The organism is Micromonospora sp. NPDC000207 (assembly GCF_040300925.1).
Lineage (GTDB): Bacteria > Actinomycetota > Actinomycetes > Mycobacteriales > Micromonosporaceae > Micromonospora.
The window spans coordinates 1-5,852 of the sequence record NZ_JBEPEQ010000191.1 but is presented as its reverse complement, the minus strand read 5'-3'; the positions used below and the strand labels follow the sequence as shown (position 1 = coordinate 5,852).

5 protein-coding genes are annotated in these 5,852 nt (G+C 72.5%); all 5 read left to right on the top strand.

The window, feature by feature from the left end:
* A partial coding sequence (locus ABT336_RS26580; RefSeq protein ID WP_350900216.1) for a polyketide synthase dehydratase domain-containing protein occupies nucleotides 1–1,671 on the top strand: 1,671 nt, incomplete at its 5' end.
* 41 nt (nucleotides 1,672–1,712) lie between these two features.
* Nucleotides 1,713–2,027, top strand: coding sequence for an acyl carrier protein (locus ABT336_RS26575; RefSeq protein ID WP_350900214.1), 315 nt, complete (start codon nucleotides 1,713–1,715; stop codon nucleotides 2,025–2,027).
* A complete protein-coding gene (locus ABT336_RS26570; RefSeq protein WP_350900212.1) occupies nucleotides 2,024–2,896 on the top strand; it encodes an alpha/beta fold hydrolase in 873 nt (290 codons plus the stop codon). The genes ABT336_RS26575 and ABT336_RS26570 overlap by 4 nt, the downstream gene beginning before the upstream one ends.
* A 26-nt stretch (nucleotides 2,897–2,922) precedes the next feature.
* On the top strand, nucleotides 2,923–3,885 hold the full coding sequence (locus ABT336_RS26565) for a sulfotransferase domain-containing protein (protein ID WP_350900210.1): 963 nt from the start codon (nucleotides 2,923–2,925) through the stop codon (nucleotides 3,883–3,885).
* Between the two features lie 104 nt (nucleotides 3,886–3,989).
* Nucleotides 3,990–5,750 carry a hypothetical protein gene (locus tag ABT336_RS26560; protein ID WP_350900208.1) on the top strand — a complete coding sequence of 587 codons (1,761 nt, stop codon included), beginning with the start codon at nucleotides 3,990–3,992 and terminating at the stop codon, nucleotides 5,748–5,750.
* Nucleotides 5,751–5,852 lie beyond the last annotated feature (102 nt).

The following is a 5,852-nucleotide window of genomic DNA, read 5'->3' as shown; positions in this document are numbered from 1 at the left end:
GCACCGGCACCGACGCCACGTCCTGCGGCCCCGCCGGTGACCGCCTCCGCACCGGCCGCACCCACCCGCCCGGGTCCGGCCACCCCCGGCCCGGAGGTGGGGCGTACGGTCCTGCGGGTCTCCCTGGAGACCATGCCGTACCTGCTCGACCACTGCTTCTTCGTGCAGCCCGACGACTGGCCGGACCCGCAGGACCGGTGGCCGGTGGTGCCGGCGACTGCCCTGGTCGCCCACATGATGGACGCCGTCGAGCAGCTGGTGCCCACCGCCACGGTGGTGGCGGTGCACGACGCCCGGTTCTCCCGGTGGTTGATCGCCGAGCCCGCCCAGGACGTCGAGGTCGTGGTCAGGTCCGCCGGTCCGAACCGGTACGCGGTCATCCTCGGCGGGTACGCCCGGGCGACCGTCGAGGTCGGCACCGGTCATCCCGCCCCGCCGCCGGTGTGGACGCACGACCCGGCCACCGAACGTCCACCGACCCTCGGGGCCGCCGAGATGTACGCCGAACGGCTGATGTTCCACGGCCCGCAGTTCCGGGGGGTGACCACCGTGCACGCCCTGGGCGACCGGCACGTACGGGGTGTCGTCACCGCGCCCGCCCCACCCGGTGCCCTCCTGGACAACGCGTTGCAGCTCATCGGGAACTGGCTGATCACCACCCAGCCGTTCCGGACGGTGGCGCTGCCTGTCGGGTTGGAACACGTCCGGTTCTTCGGGCCTCCGCCACCGGCCGGTCGGGCCTTCGAGTGTGTGGCCCGGGTCCGCAGCATCGACGACGGGAAACTGGTCGCCGACACGCAGCTCAGCGTCGACGGGCGGGTGTGGGCGCAGATCGAGGGGGCTGTCGACCGACGGTTCGACAGCCACCCGCAGGCCCGGATCGCCGAGCGGTTCCCGGAGCGGTACCCGATGTCGCACCTGCAACCGGAGGGCTGGACGATGGCCTTCGACTGCTGGACCGACCTGGTCACCCGGGGGATGGCCGCCCGGGGGATCCTCGGCGACGCCGGATACGCCGAGTACGAACGGCACCCGGCGAAGACCCGCAAGCAGTGGATGCTCGGCCGGATCGCGGTCAAGGACGCCGTCCGGGCCCGGCTGTGGCAGGACGGCCACACCGACATCTACCCGATCGAGCTGACCGTCGGCAACGACCCGGACGGACGTCCGTGGGTACGCGGTCGACCCGGCCGTGACCTGGGCGACTGCGACGTGTCGCTGGCGCACTGCGCGGAGATCGGGGTGGCGGTGGCCCGCCGACGCCCCGTCGACGGCGCCGCGACCACCGGGGTCGGCATCGACGTCGCCGAGATCACCGACCATCCGGCGACCACACTGACCTTCGCCCTCACCGACGCGGAGACCATCCTGCTGGGCAGGCTCGCCGGGGTCGACCCGGACGCCCGACGGGTCTGGTTCACCCGGTTCTGGGCGGCCAAGGAGGCGGTCGCCAAGGCCGAGGGCACCGGGCTCGACGGCAGGCCCCGCAGCTTCGAGGTCCGCACCGCCACCGGTACCACCGTCGAGGTCACTGTCGGCGGGCGGACGTACCGGGTCGGTCACCGGGAGGTGGCCAACCCCGACGACCTGCCGCCCCGCCGCTACGTGGTGGCCTGGACCTGGGGTGCCGAACCGGACCCGGTCGTCCCACCGGGGGTGTCCCGACCGTGACCCGACCGTCTTCCATCCGACCAGCAGAAGGAGCAACAGTCATGCCTGCCGCCCAGGCCAGCACCCTCGCCGAGCTCACCGAAATGATCAACGCCGTGCTGGGGGACTTCGCCGTCGACCAGGTCGTCACCCGGGACACCACCTTCCAGGACGACCTGGGCATGGAGAGCATCGACGTGGTCTCGCTCGCCGGCCGGTTGCAGGCCCGCTACGGCGACACCGTCAACTTCGCCCACTTCGTCGCCAAGCTGGACCTGACGACGGTGGGCGACCTGCGGGTCGGTCAGCTCGTCGACCACATCGACGCCTCGCTGGCCGCCGGCCCCGGTGACGAGGTCGGGGCGGGCAGCCGGTGACGGTACTCCGGGCCAACGGGATCACCCTGCACACGCAGCGGCTCGACCCGGTCGACCCGTCCCGTGACGGTCCGGCCCGGCCGACGGCGGTCCTCATCCACGGAATGGCCTCCGACACCATGGCGAGCTGGTACTTCACCCTGGCCGAGCCGCTGGCCCGGGCCGGGTTCCCCACCCTGCTGTACGACCTGCGGGGGCACGGCCGCAGCGAGCGACCCGCCACCGGGTACGCCCTGGACGACTTCGTCGACGACCTCGAGGCGCTCCTGGCCGGATCCGGGGTCACCGGCCCGATCCTGCTGTTCGGCAACTCGTTCGGCGGCACCATCGCCTTCGGGTACGCGGCCCGGCGTCCGGAACGGGTCGCCGGGGTCGTGGCGGTGGAGTCCTCCCCGCCGACCCCGGAGTGGATGCGTCGGGTGGCCGAGCGACTGCACCGGGTCGCCGCCCGACTGCCGCAGGAGGGGGCGCTGGCCGGCATCGGTGCCCGGCGGGGGCCGATCGCCGCCCGGCGGGCCGCCGACACCGGCCGGTTCCTCGCCGACACCTCGATCACCGAGGAGTTGCCGGCCAGCCGGCTGCCGTCGACGGAGGCCCTGGCCGCCCTGCGGTGCCCGGTCCTGTGCCTCTACGGTGCCCGGTCCCCGATGGTGGACCTGGCCGATGCGGTACGGGACCTGCTTCCCCAGACCCGGGTCGCCGTCCTGCCCGACCAGAGGCACTCCGTCCTGGTCGACGCGCCGGAGGCGGTCCGCCGACACGTCTTCGCCTGGCTCACCGAGCAGTGCGGTCTCGGCACCACCACCACTGCGGCCCCCACCACCGGGCAGCCCGACGACCGACCACCGCACCCGACCACCGTCCCCTGACCACGCGACACCCCTGGAGGCCCCCGATGGGAAGCCCGATCACCGGCCGGTCGATCGTCATCAGCAACGGCAGGTGCGGTTCGACGCTCCTGTCCGACCTGATCGCCGAGGAGCCCGACACCCTGTCGGCGCAGGAGTTCTTCATGTCCGTGACGCCGTGGGCGCGCAGCAGGGAGGTGCTCACCGGAGCCGAGTACTGGTCAGTGCTCGCCGCTCCGAAGGCCGAACTGTCCACGCTGTTCCGGATCGGCCTCCCGCCGAAGGAGGTCAGGTATCCGAGCACCGGCAGGTGGGCCGACCGGATGACCGAACTCCCCCGGATCATGGCGATCACCCTGTCGAAGCTCACCGACGACCCGGACGCCCTCTTCGACAGGCTCGCCGAACGGGTGCCGGACCAGCCCGCCCAGAGCGTGGTCGAGCACCACCGGGCGTTCCTCGACCTGTTGGCCGTCCTGACCGGACGACGGCGGTGGGTGGAACGATCCGGCGGGTCCAGCCACCTCGCCCCGCACCTGTTGCAGGGGTTCCCCGACTGCAAGGTCGTCTACCTCGACCGCAACCGGGAGGACACCGCGAGGTCGATGAGCAGGCACTCGTCGTTCCAGCTCATCCAACTGCGGGTGGAGTTCCTCGGCCGGTGCGGGCTGGACCCGTTCCGGCTCTCCCCCGGTCAGGCGGTACCCCCGGAGATGGAGCGTTACCTGCCGGACCGGCTGACCGCCGAGACGTTGCAGGAACGGGGCGCGGACCTGCGCCGGTACCTCGGGCTCTGCGCCTTCATGACCAGCCAGGCCGAGCAGGCCCTGACCGACGTGCCGCCGCAGCACCTCCTCCGGATGCGCTACGAGGACCTCGTCGCCGACCCCGTCGCCGAGCTGACCCGGCTCGGCGGGTTCCTGGACTTCCCCGACCCGTCCGGGTGGGCCGGGGCGGTCGCCGGCCGGGTCAGGGCACCGAAGCCACACCCGCAACCGGCCACCGTCTGAACGACCCGCCCGCACCTCGTCGCCGGGTGGCCGGTCGGCCACCACCGGTGTCCTCATCGTCGAAAGCGAGGCAGTTGGTGATACGAACATCAGCACGACGCCTGTTGGCGACCCTGGTCGTCCTCGGGCTCGGGCCCGTCCTGGCGACCCCGTCGGCGGCGCTGGCCGCCGACACCCGCCCCCCGGGTGCCCCGAAGGTGCTGGCGAAGGCCGCACCGGACGAGTGCTTCGCCGGGATCGGTCAGCCCTACCCGGCCGGGCCGCCCTGCGCCACCGGACAGGCGAAGGTCAACCAGGCGTACCTGTGGGGCATGACCCGGGCCGGAAAGACCCTGTTCTACGGCACCGGTGCCAACGTCAACTGCCTGACCAGCGGACGGACCCTGCGCAACACCACCCCCGCGATCAACGCCGACTGGGTCTGCGAGTACGGCGAGAGCCAGATCGCCAAGCGCAACCCGCAGCTCCCGGTCACCCTCGGCGACCACCGGACCCCCCGCCTCTACAGCTACGACCTGCGGACGAACCGGCTGACCGAGAAGACCGACCTGGTGCGCGGGGCCTCCACCGAGGACCTCAACCGGTTGCAGACCACCGTCGGCATCCGGGCGGCGGGCAACCACGCGGGAGTCGCCCTGCTCGGCGGCCCGGCGTTGGGCGAGAGCATCAACCTGTTCGCCTTCGACACCGACACCGGGGCGTACCTCGGGTCACGGAACTTCCCCGCGTACGGCAACATCCGGCACTTCGTGGTCGCCGACGACGGCCTCTACGCCGGGGTGGGGGTGGGCGCCAACGGCGGCAACCGGGGACACGTCCTGCGTTGGACCGGCAGCAAGGCCGACCCGTTCAGCTTCGTCGAGGTGGCGAACCTGCCGGCGCAGGCCGCCGACCTGACGGTCCACGAGGGACGGATCTTCGTCACCACCTGGCCGGGTGGGACCGAGGAGCTGACGGTGACGCCGTCGACGACGCCGCCCCCGGCGAGCATCGCCTCGGTCTGGATGAGCCCGAAGCTCTCCGCCGGTGCACCGGGGCTCACCCCCGAGGACGCCACCGGTTGGCAGCAGGTGTGGAACGTCAGCGGGTACGAGCCGGACGCGGTGGTGGCCCGCAGCTACGGGCTGGGCGGACTCGCCTCGTACGGGGGCTACCTGTACTGGGGCACCATGCACGTGCCGCTCAAGGCCAGCACCCTGCACATGAGCATCTACCCGCCGACCGACGAGGCGGGGATCCGCGCGACCGTGCAGAACACCCAGCGGGCGATCAGCATCCACCGGGGCAAGGCGTTCGGCTCCCACCGTCAGAAGGTGGAGCTGCTGTACGGGGCGACCGAACTGCCCGCGTACGACCCGGAGGCCGACGGCGGGGCCGGGGCCTGGTCGGTGGTGTCCAACGGGTTGACCCCGACGTACGGGCCGGCCGGGTTCGGCAACCCGTACAACAACTACACCTGGAAGATGGCGGTGGCCGGGGGGAAGCTCTTCGTCGGCACCATGGACTGGAGCTACCTGGCCAAGGAGCTGGGCCAGGCCACGGCGCAGGAGCTGGACCTGTCCCCGGCGATCGGCGACGCGATGGCCGTCGCGCCGCAGGTGGCCGCCGCGCGGACCGGCCCCCGGGTACCCCCTGCGGTGTACGGCGGTGACCTGTACGCCTTCCCCGGGCCGGGTAGACCGGCGCGGACGGTCAGCGACTCCGGGGTGGGCAACCACCTCAACTACGGGGTCCGCAACATGGTCGTCGACGGGGCCACCCTGTACCTGGGGATGGCGAACCCGATGAACCTGCGCACCGACCCGAACGACGACGTCCCCGAGGGCGGGTGGGAGCTGATCCGCCTGTTCAGCGCCGGCACCTGACCCCCGTCGCCGGTGGGGGGGGGGGGGCGGCCCCCCCCCCCCGGCGGGGCCATGCGCCGTCTGGGCCCGGGGGGGCCGTGGGTGGCAAGAGTGTTTGGGCGA

Coding starts and splice junctions, on each gene's coding strand:
- ABT336_RS26575 (WP_350900214.1), top strand. CDS start 1,713: ATGCCTGCCGCCCAGGCCAGCACCCTCGCCGAGCTCACCGAAATGATC.
- ABT336_RS26565 (WP_350900210.1), top strand. CDS start 2,923: ATGGGAAGCCCGATCACCGGCCGGTCGATCGTCATCAGCAACGGCAGG.